This window comes from Nocardia asteroides (assembly GCF_021183625.1).
In the GTDB taxonomy this organism is placed as follows: domain Bacteria; phylum Actinomycetota; class Actinomycetes; order Mycobacteriales; family Mycobacteriaceae; genus Nocardia; species Nocardia asteroides_A.
This window is the reverse complement of the sequence record NZ_CP089214.1, coordinates 5395907-5413906: the sequence shown is the minus strand read 5'-3', so window position 1 is coordinate 5413906 and position 18000 is coordinate 5395907. Positions and strand designations below refer to the sequence as shown.

Genomic DNA, 18000 nt, shown 5'->3' with positions numbered 1-18000 from the left:
TACTGCCCGAACAAACGGGCATTACGCCCGGCGCGGCACCATGCCGCTCACCACGTCGCGTTCATCAGCGAATTCGCCGCCATCTCCAGGTAGTCGAGGAGCTTCGCGCGGTGCGCGTCGTCCAGGACCTCGGGTTCGATCTCCGCGACCGCAGTGCGCATGCAGCGCAGCCAGGCGTCCCGCTCGATCGGGCCGATGCTGTACGGCATGTGCCGCATCCGCAGCCTGGGGTGGCCGCGCTCGTCGGAGTAGGTGCGCGGGCCGCCCCAGTACTGCTCGAGGAACATCCGCAGCCTGCGCTCGGCCGGGCCGAGATCCTCCTCCGGGTACAGCGGCCGGAGCACCGGGTCGACCGCCACCTCGCGGTAGAAGGTCGTCAGGATCCGCCGGAACGTCTCGGCTCCGCCGATCTCCTCGTAGAACGACGTCGCTTGCTCGCCGGAAGTCATGGGTCCTCTCGGGGGCTGGTCTGGGTGCGGTTCCGCGGCTCCATTCTGCCGCCTGCCCGGCGACCGCGCCGCCACGGGCCGGAGCCAGGGATACCGAGTTCCCCGCCCCGTGTGATTCAGCCGCCGTTAACCGGAGATTGCTCGAAATCACCGTGCAATCCAGGGGGAACCGTGGTCAACTGGGGGGCAGTCTCAGCCGAGATAACACATGATCCTGCCAATCATGAAATCGAGGTCTCCCGATGAAGCAGCGGCACAGCGCCCGGTCACCCGAGGCGCGTGGGCACCGACAACTCCAGCCCGCCGACGTCCACAATCGTGGGTCGGGGGCTACTCCGCTGCACATTCTGTCCGACCGATATCCGGGTTCGCACCACCCCACCGGCCACGTGCCGGTCCTGCGATCGGCCCCGCCGCCCGAGGCTCCCAGTTGGTTGAAGCGCCGGGTGCTGCTGCTGAACGCCACCTTCGAGCCGCTCACCGCGCTCTCCGCCCGGCGCGCCGTCGTGCTGCTCATCTGCGGCAAGGCCGACCCGGTGCACCAGGACCCGGAGAACCCGGTAGTGCACTCCGCCGAGGCCGCTGTCGCCGTGCCGTCGGTGATCCGGCTGCGCACCTACGTGCGCGTCCCCTACCGCGCCCGGGTCCCGATGACGCGGGCCGCGCTCATGCACCGCGACCGCTACCGCTGCGGCTACTGCGGCGGCAAGGCCGAGACCATCGACCACGTGATCCCGCGCAGCCGCGGCGGCGAGCACTCGTGGGAGAACTGCGTGGCCAGCTGCGCGCCGTGCAACCACCGCAAGGCCGACAAGATGCTCAGCGAGCTGGGCTGGGTGCTTCGTGCCCCGCTGGTCTCGCCGAAGGGGCCGCACTGGCGGTTGCTCTCCACCACAGCGGAGCTGGACCCGCAGTGGCTGCAGTACCTCGGCGAGGGCGCCGCCTGAGTCGGGTGTGCTGCCCTGCGGTGTCGCGGTCGTCGGCGTCCCGGCCTCGCGCAGAGCCCCGCTGCTCGTGGTTGTGCTCGCCGCGGCGAGGGTCACCGCCGGGCTCCGCCTGTTCGGCGTCGCCTGACGCTCAGTTGGCGATGAGCGGGATTCCGCCCCCGTGCCTGCGGGCGACCGATCCATAGCGGGCGTCGATGCGGAACCAGGTGCGGGTGCTGCGCACCCGGACGATCTCGTCGGCGGCGATGCGGCGGGGATCCGCCTTCTCCCCGGAATGCGGGATGAAGTCCATCGCGGTGAGTGCGAAGACCACCCGCATCGGCACCGCCACCTCGGCGCCGTCGCCGGTGACGGTGAGCACCGGCTGGTCGAGCAGCGAGGCGGGCGGCCCGTGCCCGCTCCCGTGCTCCCTGGCCAGCTCGACCCCGCGCTCGGCCAGCTCGACGAGCGTGCGCGCGGGCACGTCGTCCACGTGCGCCCACCCGCCGCCGGGCGGCAGCGCACCGCGCCAGGCGGAGTCGAGCGAGTAGCCGAGGTCGATCGGCAGCCCGCTGCCGAGCCCGTTCAGCAGCAGGTCGGCGGAGACGGTCACGTCGTCCAGCGCCAGATCGGCGGAAACCGTCCGTACCGCGAGCGTCTCGAAGCCGGTCGCGGCCCAGGCCGAGACCAGCTCCGGCCCGCGCCTGCGCAGCCGGATCACCGCCGCCGGGTCCAGCCGGACCGCCCGGTTCGCGAAGGTCGCCAGGTTCTCCCGCTCCGCCGGGTCGGCGACGTGCAGGACCCGCTGGTCCCCGGTCAGTGGCTCACTCCATCCACTCCTCGAGGTAGCCGCGCTCTGCCTCGGTGAGCCGGCGCAGCCGCTGCGTCCTGATGTCGAAGGCGGCGATCTGGGTCGTCGCCGTCACCGCCGGGGTGGAGTCCGGCGCGGCGCCCGCCGCCCTGACCTCGTACCCGATGGTGAAATCGACCGCCCGCAGCTGGGTGATGCGCATCGCGATATCGAGCGGCGTGTCCTCGTGCCGCAGCTGCCCGCGGTAGCGAACGTGCAGGTCGGCGAGGACGCAGCCCTCGCGCATGGCCGCCGTCGGCCTGCCGTCCTCGAAGAGCCACGGGATCCGCGCCTCCTCCAGCAGCGTGACCATCCTGGCGTGGTTCACGTGCTGGAAGACGTCCATATCGGACCAGCGGATATCCACCTTCGCGTGGAAGCGGAGCGGGAGCGCCCCCGCTCCCCGGACACTGTCACGTACGTCGACGATGGTCACATTGCTACCTCCGGTTACGCACCCACGCCGCTCACCATGCTTCGGACCTGCCGCGCCGCAACCGAGAGGGTGGCCAGATCGTGGGTGCCGGACTCGAACAGTTCGGCCAGTGCCGCCCGGGCGCGCCCGAGGCGGGACTGATTCCTCGACTCCCAGTATGCAATCTTGTCGCCGGGCTCCTCGTCCGGCTCCGAGTCACTGAGCACGTCCATGGTGAGCGAGCGGAGCGAACCGTACATATCGTCGCGCAGCGCGAGCCGGGCCAGCGCGTGCCAGCGATCCCCGCGCTCGAGGCCGCTCACCGCGGCGAGCAGCCAGTCGATCTTGAGGTGCTCGTTCAGCGCGTAGTACAGCGCCCCGACCTCGTCACCGTCCCGGTTCACGATGTCGGCGACGTCGAGGATGTCGAGCAGCGGATACAGGTTGAGCAGGCCGAACACCTCGGTGGCGAGGCCGGTCGGCGCGCCGCGGGCGATCAGGTCGGAGGCCTGGTCGGTGAGGCTGGCGACGTGCGGCCCGCGCAGCCAGTTCGGCGCCGCCTCGCGCAGCTCCGCCACCCCGGCGGCGTACCTGTTGATCTCCGCGCCCACCGCGATGGGCTGCGGGCGATTGATCAGCAACCAGCGCGAAGCGCGATCGAGTGTGCGCTTCGTCTCGAGTTCCAGGTGGTCGCGCACCGCGGCGGGGGCATCGCAGTCCCGGATCCGCTGCCACAGGGCGGGCAGGTCGAAGATCTGCGCCGCGGCGGCGAAGGCGCGCACCGCGTCGGTGGTGCCCGCGCCGATCTCCTCGCGCAGCCGGTAGGCGTAGGTGATGCCGCCGTAGTCGACCACCTCGTTGACCACCATCGTGGTGATGATCTCGCGGCGCAGCCGGTGCCGCTTGATGGCCGGGGCGAAGCGCTCGCGCAGCGGGGTCGGGAAGTACAGCGGCAGCCGGTTCGAGAAGTGCTGGATGTCCGGCAGGTCGGAATCGAGCAGGTCCGCCTTGAGCGCCAGCTTCACGTGCGCCATCAGGTTGGAGAGCTCGGGCGAGGTGAGCCCGCTGTGGTGCTCGTAGCGGTGCTGCAGCTCGTCGTCGGTGGGCAGCGCCTCCAGCTCCCGGTCCAGCCCGCGCCGCCGCTCCAGGTCGTCGAGGAGCCTGCGATGCACGCTCACCATGTGCGGAGCCTCGGTGCGCGAGACGCCCATCAGCATGTTCTGGGTGACGTTGTCGCGCAGCACCATCTCCGCGACCTCGTCGGTCATCGAGGCGAGCAGCGGATTGCGGTCGGCCGCGGCCAGCTCGCCGCCGCTGACCACGCCGTCCAGCAGCACCTTGATATTGACCTCGTGGTCGGAGCAGTCGACACCGGCCGAGTTGTCCAGGGCGTCGGTGTTCATCTTGCCGCCGTCCAGGCAGAACTCGATCCGGCCGAGCGCGGTGACGCCGAGGTTGCCGCCCTCACCGATCACGTGGACGCGCAGCTCGTTGCCGTTCACCCGGACCGGGTCGTTCGACTTGTCCCCGACGTCGGCGTTCGTCTCGCTGCTCGCCTTGATGTAGGTGCCGATGCCGCCGTTCCAGAGCAGCTGCACCGGCGCCTTCAGGATGGCCCGCACCAGCTCCGGCGGGGAGAGCGAGGTGACGCCGTCCGCCAGCCCGAGCGCCTGCCTGGCCTGCGCGCTGATCGGCACCGCCTTCACGGTGCGCTCCCAGACGCCGCCGCCCGCGCTGATCAGAGAGGTGTCGTAGTCCGCCCAGGACGAACGGGGCAGCGCGAACATGCGCTGCCGCTCGGCGTACGAGGTGGCCGCGACCGGGTCCGGGTCGAGGAAGATGTGCCGGTGGTCGAAGGCGGCCACCAGCCGGATGTGCTCGGAGAGCAGCATGCCGTTGCCGAAGACGTCGCCGGACATGTCGCCGACGCCGACCACGGTGAAGTCCTGGGTCTGGGTGTCGATGCCGAGCTCGCTGAAGTGCCGCTTGACGCTCTCCCATGCACCGCGCGCGGTGATCCCCATGGCCTTGTGGTCGTACCCGGCCGAGCCGCCGGAGGCGAAGGCGTCGCCGAGCCAGAAGCCGTACCGCCCGGCCACGTCGTTGGCCTCGTCGGAGAAGCGCGCGGTGCCCTTGTCCGCCGCGACCACCAGGTAGGTGTCGTCGCCGTCGCGGCGCACCACGCGGGCGGGCGGGCGCACCGCGCCGGTGCCGAGGTCGACGTTGTCGGTGAGGTCGAGCAGCCCGGCGATGAAGGTGCGGTAGCAGGTGACACCCTCGGTGGCGAGCGCCTGGCGGTCGGCGGCCGCGTCACCGGTGGGCACGGGCGGGCGCTTGACCACGAAGCCGCCCTTGGCGCCGACCGGGACGATCACCGCGTTCTTCACCGCCTGCGCCTTCACCAGCCCGAGGATCTCGGTGCGGAAGTCCTCCAGCCGGTCCGACCAGCGCAACCCGCCGCGCGCCACCGAACCGAAGCGCAGGTGCACGCCCTCGACCCGCGGCGAGTAGACGAAGATCTCGTACTTCGGCCGCGGCTTGGGCAGCTCGGCGATCTCGGCGGGCTCGACCTTGATCGAGAGGAAGTCGCGCGGCTCGCCGTCGGCGCCGGTGACGTAGTAGTTGGTGCGCAGGGTCGCGCGGATCAGCCCGAGCAGGGCACGCAGGATGCGGTCCGCGTCCAGGCTGACCACCTCGTCGATCCTGGTGCGCAGCCGCCCCTCCAACTCGGCGGCCCGCTCCGCGGATTCGGCATCGGGGTCGAACCGGGCGGCGAAGAGGTCGAGCAACAGCCGGGCGGCCTCCGGGTAGACCAGCAGCACCCGGGCGATATTGACCTGGCTGTAGGGGAACCCCGCCTGCTGCAGGTACTTCGCGTAGCCGCGCAGCACCGAGACGTCGCGCCAGGCGAGCCGGGCGCGCAGCACCAGCTCGTTCAGCCCGTCGGCCTCGGCCCGGCCGAACCAGGCCGCCTCGAAGGCCTGCACGAACCGGTCGCGCAGCCCCTCCGGCGGGGCGTGCACCGCGGTGGCGCCGTTCGGCGAGCGCAGCAGCTCGGCGTCCAGGTCTTTGTCCAGCGCGTCGCGCAGCAGCTCGGGGCGGGCCTGCACGCCGAAGTCGTAGATCCACCACTCACCGCGCCCGGCGGTGCCCGCGCGCGGCGTGATCCGGTACGGCCGCTCGTCGACCACCTCGACGCCGAGGCTCTGCAGCACCGGCATCACCTGGCTGAGCGAGACCCCGGAGCCGCCGATGTAGAGGCTGAACCGCCACGAGCCGGGGGCGGAATCCGGGGTGCGGTAGAGGAACTGGTCGATGGAGTCGGCGCCGAGCCGCTCCAGCCGCACGATGTCGGCCAGCGCGCGGGCCGAGTCGAAGTCCTGCTTGTAGCTCTCCGGGAAGGCGCCGATGTAGCGGTCGAGCACCTCGGTGGTGACGACGGCGGTGGTGGCGAGCTCCTCGTCCAGCCGGTCCTGCCAGGACTTGCTGGTCTCCACCAGCAGCCGCTGGATCCGCCTGCGGTTCTCGTCGCCGGTGTCGGGCAGGTCGGTCCCCCGCGGCATCCGGATCGTGAAATACACGCTGGCGATTTCGTTTTCGCTGACCCGGACCGAGTACTCGATGTCGTCGCTGCCGAGCTGCTGCCCGAGGATGCCCTGCATCCGCAGCCGCACCTCGGTGGTGTAGCGATCCCGCGGCATGTACACCAGGCAGGCGACGAAGCGGCCCTGCCGGTCCGCGCGCAGGAACAGCCGCACCTGCCTGCGCTGGCGCACGGTGAGCACGGCGGAGGCGGTGTGCCCGAGGCTGTCCGCGTCGGAGGAGAAGAGCTCGGTGCGCGGCAGCGACTGGATGGTCTCCAGCATCGCCTGGCCGGAGTACGAGGACAGCTCGTGGCCGCTGCGCTCGATGGCCGTCTCCACCCGGCGGGCGATGACCGGGATGTCGAGCACGTTCTCGTGCACGGCCGTGACCGTGAAGACGCCGAGGAAGACGTGCTCGCCGATCACCGCGCCGGATTCGTCGAAGTCGGCGACCCCGACGAAGTACGGGTACGCCGCCCGGTGCACGGTGGCCCGGACCAGCCCCTGGGTCAGCACCAGCAGCGGCCGGTCGGCGCCGGCGAAGGGGACCGCGAAGTCGGTGCCGACATCGGGGGCGAGCACGCCGAGGCAGCTCTCCCGCATCGGCTCCGGCACCTCGTCGCCGTCGTGGTAGCGGTAGCGGCCGTAACCGAGCACCGTGAAGTTGCCCTCGGCCAGCCAGTCCAGCAGCTTCGCGGTGTCCAGCAGGTCATCGGCGGGGAACGGCGCGTCGCCGCGCTCGGCCGCGGCGCGCAGCGCCCCGGCGACCGCCTGCTGCTGCCGGAGGATGTCGCCGGTGTCGGCGGCCACCTGGCGCACATCCTCGATGACCTCGGTGATCGAGGAGCGCACCTTCTCCAGCAGCGCGGAGCTCACCGTCGGCGGCAGCTGCACGAACATCCAGGACTCGGAGATCCAGTCGTCGCCCCGGTTCCCCGCCCCGTGCGGGGTCACCGCGGTGAGGACGCCGTTTTCCCGGCGCACCTCGAAGATGGGGTGCACCAGCTCGACCATCCGGACGCCGAGCTTGCCGAGCGTCGCGGAGACCGACTCGACCAGCAGCGGCATGTCGTCGGTGACGATCTGCAGCGCGGGGCCGAAGTCCGACGCGTCCGGGTGGAAGACCCGCACCACGGCCTCGCGGGGCCGCCGCACGCGGGCGAGTTCGATGTGCAGGCGGAAGATGTCGGTGCCGCCGTGGATGGCGTAGTCGACGTCGCCGGCGTCGACATGCCGGAAGTACGCCTCCCCGAGCTCGGTGAGCGACACGCGCACCTGCTCCGGCAAACTCTCGGACCACTGCTCTGTGGACACTTCGGACGACACCGTCATGCTCCTGACATCTCCCTCGGTACGGATTCGGTGATCAGCCGTGCATCGGCCATGATGCGGGGAGAACCACCTCGACGGTGCACGCCGGACACTCCAGCGGGTCCGGGAACGCGCACTGCGACGGCGGATTTCACCACTCGGCGATCGAGGGCGAGTGCACGGCGGAGCGAGGAAGGTTCAGACCGAACCTGGAATTGCACGTAACCCACACTATCGACTCCGCGCGAATACGGCGCGACAGTACGGAAGCTACTGGTGGGGCAATAAGTTGCGGGCCGTGGTGAGTGGGAGAACGGACCGGCTGGATGGGTCCGACCGGTCGCGATCGAACCCACCCGGAAATTCCGGCCGGAAAAAACTAGTCGCGGGTCAGTTTGCGGTGCGTGAGCCGGTGCGGGCGGGACGCCTCCAGGCCGAGACGTTCGATCTTGTTCGCCTCGTACGCCTCGAAGTTGCCCTCGAACCAGAACCACGCGGCCTCGTTCGCCGAGTCGCCCTCCCACGCCAGGATGTGCGTGCAGGTGCGATCGAGGAACCAGCGATCGTGCGAGATCACCACGGCGCAGCCGGGGAACTGCTCGAGCGCGTTCTCCAGCGAACTCAGAGTTTCCACGTCGAGGTCGTTGGTCGGCTCGTCGAGCAGGATCAGGTTGCCACCCTCCTTGAGGGTGAGCGCCAGGTTCAGCCGGTTGCGCTCACCGCCGGAGAGCACCCCGGCCGGCTTCTGCTGGTCCGGGCCCTTGAAGCCGAACGCCGACACGTAGGCGCGGGACGGCATCTCCTGCTGGCCGACCTGGATGTAGTCGAGCCCCTCGGAGACCACCTGCCACACCGTCTTGGTCGGATCGATCCCGCCGCGGCTCTGGTCGACGTAGCTCAGCTTGACCGTCTCGCCGACCCGGACGATGCCGCTGTCCGCCTGCTCCAGCCCCACGATGGTCTTGAACAGCGTGGTCTTGCCGACGCCGTTCGGGCCGATGACGCCGACGATGCCGTTGCGCGGCAGCGTGAACGACAGATCCTTGATCAGCTGGCGGTCGCCGAAGCCCTTGTCCAGGTGCTCCACCTCGACCACCACGCTGCCGAGCCGCGGCCCGGCCGGGATCTGGATCTCCTCGAAGTCGAGCTTCCTGGTCTTCTCGGCCTCGGCGGCCATCTCCTCGTAGCGGTCGAGCCTGGCCTTGTTCTTGGCCTGCCTGGCCTTGGCGCCGGAGCGCACCCAGGCCAGCTCCTCCTTGAGCCGCTTCTGCAGCTTCTGGTCCTTCTTGCCCTGCACCGCCAGCCGCTCGGCCTTCTTCTCCAGGTAGGTGGAGTAGTTGCCCTCGTAGCCGATGGCGCGGCCGCGGTCCAGCTCCAGGATCCAGCCGGCCACGTTGTCCAGGAAGTACCGGTCGTGGGTGACGGCGAGCACGGCGCCGGCGTACTGCGCCAGGTGCTGCTCCAGCCAGAGCACCGACTCGGCGTCCAGGTGGTTGGTCGGCTCGTCCAGCAGCAGCAGGTCGGGCTTGCTCAGCAGCAGCTTGCAGAGCGCGACGCGGCGGCGCTCGCCACCGGAGAGGTTGGTGACCGGCTCGTCCGGCGGCGGGCAGCGCAGCGCGTCCATGGCCTGCTCCAGCTGGGAGTCGACGTCCCACGCGTCGGCGTGGTCCAGATCCTCCTGCAGCCTGCCCATCTCGTCCATGAGCTCGTCGGAGTAGTCGGTCGCCATGAGCTCGGCGATCTCGTTGAAGCGGTCGAGCTTGACCTTGATCTCGCCGAGCCCCTCCTCGACATTGCCGCGGACGGTCTTCTCCTCGTTCAGCAGCGGCTCCTGCTGCAGGATGCCGACCGTCGCGCCGGGCGCGAGGAACGCTTCGCCGTTGTTCGGCTGGTCCAGTCCGGCCATGATCTTCAGCACGCTCGACTTACCCGCGCCGTTCGGACCGACGACACCGATCTTGGCACCGGGAAGGAAGTTCAACGTGACGTCGTCGAGTACGACCTTGTCGCCGTGCCGCTTGCGAACCTTCTTCATTTGGTAGATGAACTCAGCCATGGAGCAAAGCCTATCGGTGGAAGGAAACGGATACCGTGCGGGAGCGGGCCCTGCGGGCGCCCGCCGACCGTGCGCTCAAGCGTCGACCGGCTCGGCGATGCGGGTGGGACCCGGGCGGCTCACCGTACCCGACTCGACCGCGCGATCCGGGAACGGCCCGTCGGCGGCTTCCGGCAGCTCCCGCGGCGCCACCCTGGCCTCCGGCATCGGCGCGGTGGCCACCTCCGACTCCCCTGCCTCCGGCTTCTGCCGTTCGGCGCGCCGGGTGATCGCCGCCGTGCACCTCGCCAGATCGGGGCCGATGGCGACGGCCCGCATCTCCAGGTCGCGCCGCTCGACGCCGTCCTTGGCGCGGTACTCGTGCGTCCGCAGCTGGCCGTGCACCAGCACCGGGTCACCGCGGCGGATCGAGGCGTGCACGCCGGAGACCAAGCGCCGCCAACAGCTCACCGTAAGGAACAACGTGCCGTTGTCCACCCATTCCCCCGACGCCTGATCGAACCGCCGGGAATTGCTCGCCACCCGGAAGGTGATCACCGGCTCCCCGTTCGCGAGCTCCCGCTTGGCCGGGTGGGTGACCACCGTGCCCGCCACCGTCGCCATCGCCTCGTACATCGTCGCGCCCCCTTCACATCCACGCTCTTCGTGTCCGGCTCCCAGGGTGCCGCAGCGGGGCGGGGGACGACCCCGTCCACGAGGGGGGCTGTGGATAACTCCGCCCCTGTGGACAACCCGGGCTCAGCGCGCGGCCGGGTCGCCGTTCGCGCTGCACAGCACCACGATGGTCCGGCGCCCCGGCTCGGGGACGAAAGCACCGCTGAGCAGGGCGGCGAGCGCCGCCGCGGCGGACGGCTCCACCGCGATCCGGAACTCGCGCCAGAGCAGGTCGCGGGCCGCGTCGACGGCGTCGTCGGTCACGGTGAGCGCGGGGACCTCGGTGCGGCGGGCGAGGTCGAGCGCGATCGCCCCGATCCGGTCCGGCCCCGCGGAGTCGGCGGCGGGCACCCCGACCGGCCGCTCCGCGCTCAGCGCGGCGCGCAGCAGCGCCCTGCGCTCCGGCTCCACCCCGATCACCTGCTGCCGCCTGCCGAGCGCGGCGGCCAGCCCGCCGATCAGCGCGCCGTCGCCGACCGCGGCCAGCACCGGCGGCCTGCCGCGCACCTGTTCCTCCAGCTCCAGCCCGAGTACGCCGATACCCGCGACCACCGCGGGCGTGTCGTGCACCGGCAGGTACAGCGCCCCTCTCCCGGCCGCGAGCTCGACGGCGTGTGCGCAGGCTTCGGCGAGCGTGGTGCCGTGCCAGCGCACCTCGGCGCCGTGCGACCACATCGCGGCGACCTTGCTGTGCGGCGCCGTCTCCGGGACGACGACGGTGCAGGTCCGGCCGAGCCCCGCGGCGGCGAGCGCGGCCGCGATCCCGGCATTGCCGCCGGCGGCGAGCACCACCTGCGTCGGCCGCGCGGCCGCGGTGAGCAGGGCGTTCAGGCTGCCGCGGAGCTGGAAGGTGCCGCCGTGCTGCAGGTACTCCAGCTTGAGCGAGACCGGAAATCCGGCGACGGTGGTGTGGAAGACCGGGGTCTTGCGGAGCTGCCCCGCGAGCCGCCTGCGGGCCGCGCGCACGTCGGAGCGGAAGACCCGCGGCGGCGCGGCGGTGGTCGCGGAGTCAGTCACCGCGCGGCCCACGGTCGCGGCGCGCCAGCTCGGCGTACATGGCGTTGTACGCGGCCAGCTCGGCGTCGTGATCGCGGTCGGCGGCGCGGTCGGTGCGCTGGGCCAGCCGTTCGTCGCCGCGCGACCACTGGATGAGCAGCGCCAGCATCACCACCACCAGCGGGACCTCGCCGCTGGCCCAGGCCAGGCTGCCGCCGGTGCGCTGGTCGCCGAGCAGGTCGGCGTTCCAGTCGATGCCGAGGCTGCGGTAGAACCAGGCGCCCATGACGGTGGTCATGCTCATCAGCGCGATGCCGAAGAAGGCGTGGAACGGCAGCGAGCCGAACACCATGGCGAGCTTGGTGAGCGGCTCCACCCGGCGCGGCTTGGGGTCGATCCCGATCACCACCCAGTAGAAGAGGTAGCCGCTGAGCAGGAAGTGCAGGTTCATCAGGACGTGCGCGGCGTGCGAATCGGCGTACGCGTCGAAGATGCCGCCCAGGTACAGCGCGTAGAAGCCGCCGACGAAGATCACCGAGGCGACGATCGGGTGGGTCAGGAACTTGGACACCGGGCTGTGCACCGCGGCCAGCAGCCACTCCCGCGGCCCCGGCGGGTTCTCCCGGCCCGCCGGCGGCAGGGCGCGCAGCGCCAGCGTCACCGCGCCGCCGAGCGCGAGCAGGATCGGGGTCAGCATGGAGAGCGCCATGTGCGCGCCCATGTGCACGCTGAACACGGCGGGCGAGTACCGCCCGACCCCGGACGAGGTCGCGACGAGCAGCACCAGGCAGCCGGAGAGCCAGGCGATGGTGCGCCCCACCGGCCAGCGGTCGCCGCGCGCCCGCAGCCGTCGGACGCCGAGCAGGTAGAGCACCGCCAGCACCACCGCGGCGGTGCCGAAGAGCAGGTCGAAGCGCCAGTCGAAGGCGAGCCGGGCGAAGGTCGGCGGCCCGGCCAGGTCGTAGCCGAGCTCGACCTCGGTCGGCGAGGGAACGGCGGTCGGGGCGGGCGGCGGGGTCCGGCCGAGCCCGGCGGCCAGCCCGAAGGTCGCCGCCAGCAGCAGCACCTCCACCCCGGCGAAGCGCAGCAGCGCCCCGCGGTCGCCGGGATCGGCCGCCAGCGCGGGCAGCGCGGCCCGCCGCTGCAGGTACCCGAAGACCCCGAGCACGATCAGCGCGGCCGCCTTGGCCAGCACCAACCGGCCGTAGGTCGTGTCGAACAGGTCGCCGGGCGGAATCCGGACCCAGGCGTTGATCACCCCGCTCGCCGCGATCACGGCGAAGGCCACCGCCGCGACGGCGGAGAACCGGCGCGCGGCGAGCGCGGTGTGCGCGCCGTCGCGCAGCGCGTGCGCCAGCACCGCGGCCAGCCCGCCCGCCCAGACGGCGGCCGAGATCAGGTGCAGGATGAGCGAGTTGGTGGCGACGTCGTGCGCCCCGCCGGACGAGGAGTGCCCGGTCAGCGCCAGCGGCATCATGGCGATCACCGCGCCGAGCAGCAGCAGCGGGGTCCAGCCCCAGCGCAGCGCCAGCCGGGCGCCGACCGCGACGAGCAGCGCGCAGAGCACCGTGGTTCGCCAGGCCCCGGCCAGCTCGATCTGCCCGACGGCGCGCCACAGCTCGGCGGGCTGCCAGACATCGCGCACCGGCCGCCCCGTGGTGTCCGAGGCGGTGAGCGGGACGAGCAGCGCGGCGCAGCAGGCCCAGACCAGCGCGGCGTCGGAGGCGCGGCGGACCGCGCGGTACCCGGCCACGTCGAGCAGGCCGTCCCGCTGCGGCGGCACCAGGAAGGCCGCGAAGAGCAGCGAGCCGACGGTGAGCGCCGCCGCCAGATCGGCGAGCGCCCGGACCGCGGGCAGGCCGTAGGTGGTCAGCGGCCCCGGATCGGGGATCCCGAGCAGGGTCAGCGCCTCGGCCGCCGAGAGCCCGACGACGAGCGCGGCGACCACCGCGCCGACGGCACCGGCGACGGCGAGCAGGACCGGAAAGGTGAAGGGCCCCGCGACCGGCGCCGGAGCGTCCGCGGGAACATCGCTCACCGGAGCGGATTCGTGCGGGGCGGACATACGACCCAGCGTAGTGCGAGCGGGAAACTCCGTGACGGACGGCTGCCGGGTCTCCGGCGCGCCGGGTCGCTATACTCGCCGTGCCGGTGCACGCGGGGATGCCACCGGCCACCGTGGATGCGACTGCCTCCGTAGCTCAGTTGGATAGAGCAAGGGCCTTCTAATCCCTAGGTCGCAGGTTCGATTCCTGCCGGGGGCGCACACCACTTTCCATGGGCGGCGCACGCGCATGTCCCCGGAAATGTACCCGCCGCGTATCGCGGGCAAACCGGCAATCTCAGCCGCAGACCGCCGCCACCGCGGTGCCGATCAGCCCGAGCCCGTGGTCCAGCTCGTCCTCGCTCAGCGTCAGCGGCGGCATGAGTTTGACGACCTGGTTGGTCGAGCCGGAGGTCTCCACCAGCAAACCCAGCTCGAAGGCGGCCTGCGAGACCTTGCCCGCGTGCGAGGGGTCGGCGAAGACCAGGCCGTGGATGAGGCCGCGGCCGCGGGTGGTCGTCCCCGGGTAGCCCGCGGCGATCTCGCCGAGCCCGGCGGCCAGCCGCTCCCCCTTGGCCAGCACCGCGCGCTCCAGGACGTCGTCGGACCAGTACTGCTCCAGCGCGACCCGCGCGGTGACGAAGGCCGGGTTGTTGCCCCGGAAGGTGCCGTTGTGCTCGCCGGGGGTCCACTGGTCGTGTTCGGCCTTGAACAGCACCAGCGCCATGGGCAGGCCGTAGCCGCCGATGGACTTGGACATGGCGACGATGTCGGGGGTGATGCCCGCGATCTCGAAGGAGAAGAACGGGCCGGTGCGGCCGCAGCCCATCTGCACGTCGTCCACGATGAGCAGGATGGAGCGGGCGGCGCAGAGCTCGGCGAGCTCGCGCAGCCACTCGACCCGGGCGAGGTTGATGCCGCCCTCGCCCTGCACCGTCTCCACGATCACCGCGGCGGGCTTGTCCAGGCCGGAGGAGGTGTCGTCGAGCGCGCGGCGCATCCAGCGCAGCTCGTCCTCGCCGCCGAGGAAGCCGTCGTAGGGCATGGGGTTGGTGTACGGCAGCGGGACGCCAGCGGCCGCGCGCTTGGCGGCGTTGCCGGTGACCGAGAGCGCGCCGAGCGACATGCCGTGGAAGGCATTGGTGAAATTCAGCACGGTCTGCCTGCCGGTGATCTTGCGCGCGAGCTTGAGCGCGGCCTCCACCGCGTTGGCGCCGGTCGGGCCGGGGAACTGCACCTTGTAGTCCAGCCCGCGCGGCACGAAGACCAGGTCGCGCAGGGTCTCCAGCAGGTCGCGCTTGGCGATGGTCGCCATGTCGAGGCTGTGGATGATGCCGTCGTTCAGGATGTAGTCGACCAGCGCCTGCTTGAAGACCGGGTTGCTGTGGCCGTAGTTGAGCGCGCCCGCTCCGGCGAAGAAGTCCAGGTACTCCCGGCCGGCTTCGTCGCGCAGCCAACTGCCGCTCGCGGTGGCGAAGACCGTCGGCCAGACCCGGCAGTAGCCGCGCACGTTCGACTCGACGGTCTCGAAAACAGAGGCGGTCATGGGCGGTCCCCGATCGGTGAGCGACGATGCTCCGAGCTTTCTGAAGCGCATGCGTTTCTAACACTGCGCAACCGGGTTCTGCACGGTTTTTGCGCAAAACCGGATGGTCAGTGCGCGGAGTAGAGGCTGACCTCGCCGTTCTCCCCGAGGAAGGCGTTCACCAGCAGGATGCCGTCGGCCCGGAGCTGATCCGGCTCCGGCGCCTTCGTGGTGACGTTGATCTGCGGGATCGCGGCCCAGTTCACCACGAATCGCTCGGGCAGCGCGTCGTCGTCGGAGAGCCGGGCCAGCCGGAAGACCGAGACGGTCTTGCCGACCACCAGGTCGCGCACCACGTCGGCGATCCGCTCCGGATCCTCCAGCGCGAACAGGAACCCGAAGGTGAGTTCCGGGGAGGAGACGTACGCGGGCACGATCCGAAGATTAGCTGATAGCTCGCCGCGGCGGCGGTCTCGCGATTTCGGTGACGGGCCCGGAGACAGGAAGGCCCCGGCCGAGTACACGGCCGGGGCATTCCGGGGATGCCGGGAGTCAGCGGACCCCGTCACCGGGGTGGTCGACCACCTCGGCATCGAGGATCGAGCTCTCCGGCTTCGGCACGGGCGCGGCGGCCGCGGGCTGCGGCGCCACGTCGGCCGCCTCCTCCGCGCGCTGCGCCTCGGCGTCGCGCTTGGCGGCGGCGGCCGCCTCGCGCATCTCGATGGCGTCGGTCATCCAGTCGCCGATCTCGCGGGTGACCGCGCCGACCGTGCCGGTGATGATCGAGGCGATATTGCCGACCCGCTTCGCCCCCGACACGGTCAGTTCCTGGATGAGATCCTTGTTGCTCTCGAATTTCCCGATCATCACACGCCCGCTTCGGTCGCCTCTCGCTTTCGCATGACGATAACACCGGGGGTGGGATCGCCCTCCGTGAAGCTGTCGGGCAGCGCGAGTTTGAAGATCTTGGCCCAGACCGAGCCGATCTGCTTGCTGAACGGCCCGGTGTTGTAGGGCAGCCCGAACTTCTCGCAGAGCGCCCGCACCTCGGGCGCCATCTCCGGGTACCGGCTGGCGGGCAGGTCGGGGAAGAGGTGGTGCTCGATCTGGTGCGAGAGGTTGCCGGACATGATGTGGAAGAGCTTGCTTCCCTCGATGTTCGCGGAGCCCAGCATCTGCCGGATGTACCACTCGCCCCGGGTCTCGTCCATCGTCTCGTCCTGCGTGAACGTCTGTACGCCGGTCGGGAAGTGGCCGCAGAAGATGATCGAGAACGCCCACACGTTCCGGACCAGGTTCGCGGTGGCGTTGCCCGCCAGCGTGCTGAGGAACAGCGGGCCGGTGAGCGCCGGGAAGACCACGTAGTCCTTGAGCGTCTGCCGCCCGGCCTTCTTCCACCAGCCCTTGAGCAGCGGCTTGAGGTCGGACCACTTCCGCTTGCCCTGCACGATGTTCTCCGCCTCGGCGTCGTGCATCATGACGCCCCACTCGAACAGCACCATGAGCAGGAAGGCGTAGAGCGGGTTGCCCAGGTAGTACGGGTTCCACTTCTGGCCCTCGTCCATCCGCAGGACGCCGTAGCCGATATCCCGGTCCATGCCGTGGATATTGGTGAAGGTGTGGTGCATGTAGTTGTGCGAGTGCCGCCACTGGTCGGCGGGGCAGACGTTGTCCCACTCGAACTCGCGGGAGTTGATGTCCGGCTCGCGCATCCAGTCGTACTGGCCGTGCATGACGTTGTGGCCGATCTCCATGTTGTCGAGAATCTTCGACACGGAGAGCGAGGCCACCGCGGCCAGCCAGAACGGCGGGAGGAAGCCGAGGTACATCAGCCCGCGGCCCGCCACCTCGAAGCCGCGCTGGGCCTTGATCACCTTGTAGAGGTACTCGCGGTCGCGCTCGCCCAGGTCGGCGACGACGCGGTCGCGCAGCTCGTCGAGGGCGCGACCGATCTCCTCGATGTTCTCGGGGCTGAGGACGAGCGGGCCGTCTTTGGTCTCGGTGAGGATGGTCATGCTGACTCCTTCAGATCTCGATGTCGACGTCGCCGACGGCGGCGCTGATGCACAGCTGGATCGGCTGGTCGGGATCGCTGTCGGTCTCCCCGGTGCGCAGGTTGCGGGTGCAGCCGGTGCGCTTGACCGCCGTGCAGGAGAAGCAGATCCCCATGCGGCAGCCGAACTCGGGGGTGAGCCCGGCGGCTTCGGCCTGCTCGAGCAGGCTCTCGCCGGTGTTGTCGGAGCGGACGTCGCTGGCCGAGAAGGTGGTGGCGCCGTGCACGTCCTCGGTGCTGACCGGGGCCGGCGAGAGGGTGAACTCCTCGCTGTGCACCCGGGTGCCGAGCCCTTCGGCCTCGAAGACCTCGCGCACCCCGTCCATCAGCTTGGCCGGCCCGCAGACGAAGGTCTCCGCCTCGCGGTACCAGGGGGCGAGCCGTTCGAGCTCGGCCCGGTCGAAGTAGCCGGTGCCCGTGCGCCGGTCCGGATAGCGGAACTCTACCCGCAGGTTCGGGTGCTCGGCGGCGATGCGCGCCAGCTCGTCCCGGTGCGGGACGAAGACCTCGGCCTTGGCGAAGTGCAGGAAGAGGACATCGCCGCGGTGATCCTCCTCCGCCAGCGTGCGCAGCATGGAGAGCACCGGGGTGATCCCGCTGCCGCCGCTGACCAGCAGCACCCGCTCCGGGCGCGGCTCGGGCAGCGCGAAGGTGCCAGCGGCGGGCTCCAGATCGACCACCAGCCCCGGCGCCGCGTGCTGGTACAGGTACTCGGAGACGATGCCGCCGGAGTGCGCCTTGACGGTGATCTCCAGCCTGCGCTCGCGGCCGAGCTCGGCATTCACCGGCGAGTAGCAGCGGGTGTGCCGCACCCCGTCGACGACGACGCCGAGCGTGACGTACTGGCCGGCGACATGGCCCCGCCACTGCTTGGTCGGCCGCAGGGTGAGCGTCACCGAGCCGGGGGCGGAGCGGTTCACCCGCTGCACCTCGGCGCGCATGCGCCCGATGGTGAGGGTCGGGCGCACCAGCTCCAGGTACCGGTCGACCGGGTGCGGGGAGGTGAGGGTCTGCACAAGGTTGACGAGATCCACCATGTCGCTGCTCCATACCGTCGATGACTGTCGCCGATAGGCATGCCCCGTAAATTTCAGTGCACGCCTGTACACTCACCTAGTGTGACGGATAGGGACAGGG

Annotated in this window: 14 protein-coding genes and 1 tRNA gene; 2 read left to right on the top strand and 13 right to left on the bottom strand. The window is 70.8% G+C overall.

Annotated elements, in window-relative coordinates; all coding sequences use genetic code 11:
- Nucleotides 1-47 precede the first annotated feature (47 nt).
- A complete protein-coding gene (locus LTT61_RS24965) occupies nt 48-449 on the bottom strand; it encodes a globin (protein ID WP_233016472.1) in 402 nt (133 codons plus the stop codon).
- A 242-nt stretch (nt 450-691) separates the two neighbouring features.
- On the opposite strand from LTT61_RS24965, the gene LTT61_RS24960 reads away from it, so the two are divergent.
- Entirely contained in the window at nt 692-1396 is a 705-nt protein-coding gene (locus tag LTT61_RS24960) for an HNH endonuclease (RefSeq protein WP_233016471.1), read from the top strand.
- Between the two features lie 130 nt (nt 1397-1526).
- On the opposite strand, the gene LTT61_RS24955 is transcribed toward LTT61_RS24960, so the two are convergent.
- The 7 genes from LTT61_RS24955 to LTT61_RS24925 all read right to left on the bottom strand — a co-directional run bounded on the left by LTT61_RS24955 (nt 1527) and on the right by LTT61_RS24925 (nt 13306).
- Entirely contained in the window at nt 1527-2195 is a 669-nt protein-coding gene (locus LTT61_RS24955; protein WP_233021179.1) for a hypothetical protein, read from the bottom strand.
- Between the two features lie 4 nt (nt 2196-2199).
- Complete coding sequence (locus LTT61_RS24950) at nt 2200-2661, bottom strand: thioesterase family protein (RefSeq protein WP_332909206.1); 462 nt, start codon at nt 2659-2661, stop codon at nt 2200-2202.
- 14 nt (nt 2662-2675) lie between these two features.
- Complete coding sequence (locus LTT61_RS24945; RefSeq protein ID WP_233016470.1) at nt 2676-7556, bottom strand: NAD-glutamate dehydrogenase; 4881 nt, start codon at nt 7554-7556, stop codon at nt 2676-2678.
- A 358-nt stretch (nt 7557-7914) separates the two neighbouring features.
- The gene (gene ettA, locus LTT61_RS24940; protein ID WP_233016469.1) at nt 7915-9591 is read right to left on the bottom strand and encodes an energy-dependent translational throttle protein EttA; all 1677 of its coding nucleotides are present in this window, start codon (nt 9589-9591) and stop codon (nt 7915-7917) included.
- 75 nt (nt 9592-9666) lie between these two features.
- Nucleotides 9667-10206, bottom strand: coding sequence for a single-stranded DNA-binding protein (locus LTT61_RS24935; RefSeq protein ID WP_233016468.1), 540 nt, complete (start codon nt 10204-10206; stop codon nt 9667-9669).
- Between the two features lie 123 nt (nt 10207-10329).
- Nucleotides 10330-11262, bottom strand: a complete 933-nt coding sequence (locus LTT61_RS24930) for a pyridoxal-phosphate dependent enzyme (RefSeq protein ID WP_233016467.1) — start codon at nt 11260-11262, stop codon at nt 10330-10332.
- A complete protein-coding gene (locus LTT61_RS24925) occupies nt 11255-13306 on the bottom strand; it encodes a cytochrome c oxidase assembly protein (RefSeq protein WP_233016466.1) in 2052 nt (683 codons plus the stop codon). The genes LTT61_RS24930 and LTT61_RS24925 overlap by 8 nt, the downstream gene beginning before the upstream one ends.
- A 125-nt stretch (nt 13307-13431) precedes the next feature.
- Between LTT61_RS24925 and LTT61_RS24920 the strand changes: the two genes are divergently transcribed.
- Nucleotides 13432-13505: transfer RNA gene (locus LTT61_RS24920), tRNA-Arg, on the top strand.
- 78 nt (nt 13506-13583) lie between these two features.
- Here the strand turns inward: LTT61_RS24920 and ectB are convergent.
- The 5 genes from ectB to LTT61_RS24895 form a co-directional block, all read right to left on the bottom strand.
- Nucleotides 13584-14831, bottom strand: a complete 1248-nt coding sequence (gene ectB / locus LTT61_RS24915; RefSeq protein ID WP_233016465.1) for a diaminobutyrate--2-oxoglutarate transaminase — start codon at nt 14829-14831, stop codon at nt 13584-13586.
- A 107-nt stretch (nt 14832-14938) separates the two neighbouring features.
- Nucleotides 14939-15244 (bottom strand): hypothetical protein, encoded by a 306-nt coding sequence (locus LTT61_RS24910; RefSeq protein WP_233016464.1) that lies wholly within the window; start codon nt 15242-15244, stop codon nt 14939-14941.
- A 118-nt stretch (nt 15245-15362) separates the two neighbouring features.
- A complete protein-coding gene (locus LTT61_RS24905; RefSeq protein WP_233016463.1) occupies nt 15363-15677 on the bottom strand; it encodes a hypothetical protein in 315 nt (104 codons plus the stop codon).
- On the bottom strand, nt 15677-16825 hold the full coding sequence (locus LTT61_RS24900) for a fatty acid desaturase family protein (RefSeq protein ID WP_233016462.1): 1149 nt from the start codon (nt 16823-16825) through the stop codon (nt 15677-15679). The genes LTT61_RS24905 and LTT61_RS24900 overlap by 1 nt, the downstream gene beginning before the upstream one ends.
- 10 nt (nt 16826-16835) lie before the next feature.
- Nucleotides 16836-17900, bottom strand: a complete 1065-nt coding sequence (locus tag LTT61_RS24895) for a ferredoxin reductase (RefSeq protein ID WP_233016461.1) — start codon at nt 17898-17900, stop codon at nt 16836-16838.
- Between the last annotated feature and the right edge of the window lie 100 nt (nt 17901-18000).

Coding starts and splice junctions, on each gene's coding strand:
- LTT61_RS24925 (WP_233016466.1), bottom strand. CDS start 13,306: ATGTCCGCCCCGCACGAATCCGCTCCGGTGAGCGATGTTCCCGCGGAC.
- ectB (WP_233016465.1), bottom strand. CDS start 14,831: ATGACCGCCTCTGTTTTCGAGACCGTCGAGTCGAACGTGCGCGGCTAC.
- LTT61_RS24895 (WP_233016461.1), bottom strand. CDS start 17,900: ATGGTGGATCTCGTCAACCTTGTGCAGACCCTCACCTCCCCGCACCCG.
- LTT61_RS24900 (WP_233016462.1), bottom strand. CDS start 16,825: ATGACCATCCTCACCGAGACCAAAGACGGCCCGCTCGTCCTCAGCCCC.
- LTT61_RS24945 (WP_233016470.1), bottom strand. CDS start 7,556: ATGACGGTGTCGTCCGAAGTGTCCACAGAGCAGTGGTCCGAGAGTTTG.
- ettA (WP_233016469.1), bottom strand. CDS start 9,591: ATGGCTGAGTTCATCTACCAAATGAAGAAGGTTCGCAAGCGGCACGGC.
- LTT61_RS24905 (WP_233016463.1), bottom strand. CDS start 15,677: ATGATCGGGAAATTCGAGAGCAACAAGGATCTCATCCAGGAACTGACC.
- LTT61_RS24965 (WP_233016472.1), bottom strand. CDS start 449: ATGACTTCCGGCGAGCAAGCGACGTCGTTCTACGAGGAGATCGGCGGA.
- LTT61_RS24960 (WP_233016471.1), top strand. CDS start 692: ATGAAGCAGCGGCACAGCGCCCGGTCACCCGAGGCGCGTGGGCACCGA.
- LTT61_RS24935 (WP_233016468.1), bottom strand. CDS start 10,206: ATGTACGAGGCGATGGCGACGGTGGCGGGCACGGTGGTCACCCACCCG.